Origin of the sequence: Shewanella sp. 10N.286.54.B9 (assembly GCF_041468565.1) — a bacterium.
In the GTDB taxonomy this organism is placed as follows: domain Bacteria; phylum Pseudomonadota; class Gammaproteobacteria; order Enterobacterales; family Shewanellaceae; genus Shewanella.
On sequence record NZ_JBFRIY010000057.1, the window covers coordinates 40842 to 43229 of the forward strand.

Consider the following 2388-nt stretch of genomic DNA (forward strand, 5'->3'; position numbering starts at 1 on the left):
TGGCACTGGCACTGGCACTAATGAAAAACCGCTATCTGTTGATAGTCAACAACAAATACAACAAGTTAAAGAAGACTCTAGTACTGATTCGGTTGCTGGTTCATTACATGCTCAAGGGCATAATTCTGCGCAAATAAATTGGATTGTTAACCAACCACAAGGGCAATTTGGCTCACTTATTATTGATCCAGCAAGCGGGCAATGGCATTACCAACTCAATAACGCCGCATTGGCAACGAATGCATTAGCAGAAAATGAGCACCACACAGAACAATTTATAGTGACCGCTACAGACAGCGAAGGAAATCACGTACAGACAACAATTGCCGTTGAAGTTGAAGGTAGCAATGATCTACCGACGATATCAGGTGTACATCACGCAGCACTCAACGAAGATGGCGCCATAGATAGCGCATCAGGCAGTTTGATCGCAATCGATCCCGATACCGGTGACAATATCAGCTGGTCAATAGCTAACGGACAGGGCCAACTTGGCGAGCTAAGCATCGATCCCGATACAGGCACTTGGCATTATCAACTCAACAATAAAAACCCGGCAACACAAGCACTGAACCAAGGTCAGATAGCAACAGAAACCTTTAGCGTGATAGCTACTGACAGCTCAGGTCAACCTGTTACTCAGCAGGTAACAGTTCAAATTACCGGCAGCAATGACTTAGCGCAAATTGGCGGCACGTCTACAGCAGCAATGACAGAGGATCTCAATGTATCTGTAACCCCGACTGGCGAACAATTGAGAACAGAAGGCCAGCTAACGATTACTGACCCAGATTCAGGCCAAAGTCAGTTTGTAGCAGATCACTACTCTGGTCAATACGGTCAATTTGGCATAGATGAGAACGGTCATTGGGTTTACACCGCTAACAACTCGAACGCACAAATTCAGGGCTTGAAAACTGGTGAGTCTGTTTCCGATACTTTGCTGGTTCACTCAATTGATGGCACCGAACAGAAAGTCGCTGTGACCATTAATGGCAGCGATGACAAAGCGGTAATTGCTGGTACCTCAACGGCCAGCCTGACGGAAGATAAAGATTTCGCCAGCGGCAACACATTAAGAGCCGATGGTCAGCTCACAGTGACCGATTTAGATCGCGGTGAAAACCAGTTCACCGCCGATTCACTGCAAGGTCAATATGGTCAGCTATCTATCGATAACACCGGCCATTGGACTTATACCGCCAACAATTCAAGCGCACAGATTCAGGGCTTGAAAACCGGTGAAACCGTTACCGATACACTATTGGTTCACTCGGTTGATGGCACTGAGCAAAAAGTCACTATCATCATAAATGGCAGCGATGACAAAGCGGCAATTGCTGGTACCTCAACGGCCAGCCTGACGGAAGATAAAGATCTTGCCAGTGGCAATACGCTGCGCGCTGATGGTCAACTCACGGTAACTGATCCCGACAGCGGTCAAAGCCAATTCACCGCCGATTCACTGCAAGGTCAATATGGTCAGCTATCTATCGATAACACCGGCCATTGGACTTATACCGCTAACAATTCAAGCGCACATATTCAGGGCTTGAAAACCGGTGAGTCTGTTACCGATACGCTATTGGTTCACTCTGTGGATGGCACTGAGCAGAAAGTCACTATCATCATTAATGGCAGCGATGACAAAGCGGCAATTGCTGGTACCTCAACTGCCAGTCTGACCGAAGATAAAGATCTTGCCAGTGGCGGCACACTTCGCGCCGATGGTCAGCTCACCGTGACCGATTTAGATCGCGGGGAAAACCAGTTCACCGCCGATTCACTGCAAGGTCAATATGGTCAGCTATCTATCGATAATACCGGCCATTGGACTTATACCGCCAACAACTCGAGCGCACAGATCCAAGGGCTTAAAACGGGTGAAACCGTTACCGATACGCTACTGGTACATTCGGTTGATGGTACTGAGCAAAAAGTCACTATCATCATTAATGGCAGCGATGACAAAGCAGTGATCGCTGGTGTATCAACCGCTAGCTTGACCGAAGATAAAGATCTTGCCAGTGGCAACACATTAAGAGCCGATGGTCAGCTCACCGTGATCGATTTAGATCGCGGTGAAAACCAGTTCACCGCCGATTCACTGCAAGGTCAATATGGTCAGCTATCTATCGATAACACCGGCCATTGGACTTATACCGCCAACAATTCAAGCGCACAGATTCAGGGCTTGAAAACCGGTGAGTCTGTTACCGATACGCTATTGGTTCACTCTGTGGATGGCACTGAGCAGAAAGTCACTGTGACCATTAATGGCACTAACGATATTCCAGTGGTCAGTCACATAAGCTCGAAGACGATTGATGAAGGTGGCAATAAAGTAACCGGCCAGATCACTGCCACTGATCTCGATCATGGCGACAC

General features: G+C 47.7%; 1 protein-coding gene. It reads left to right on the forward strand.

From position 1 onward, the window contains the following. The coding region (locus AB4135_RS18500; RefSeq protein WP_371994929.1) for a VCBS domain-containing protein at positions 1-2388 on the forward strand (2388 nt) is incomplete at both ends.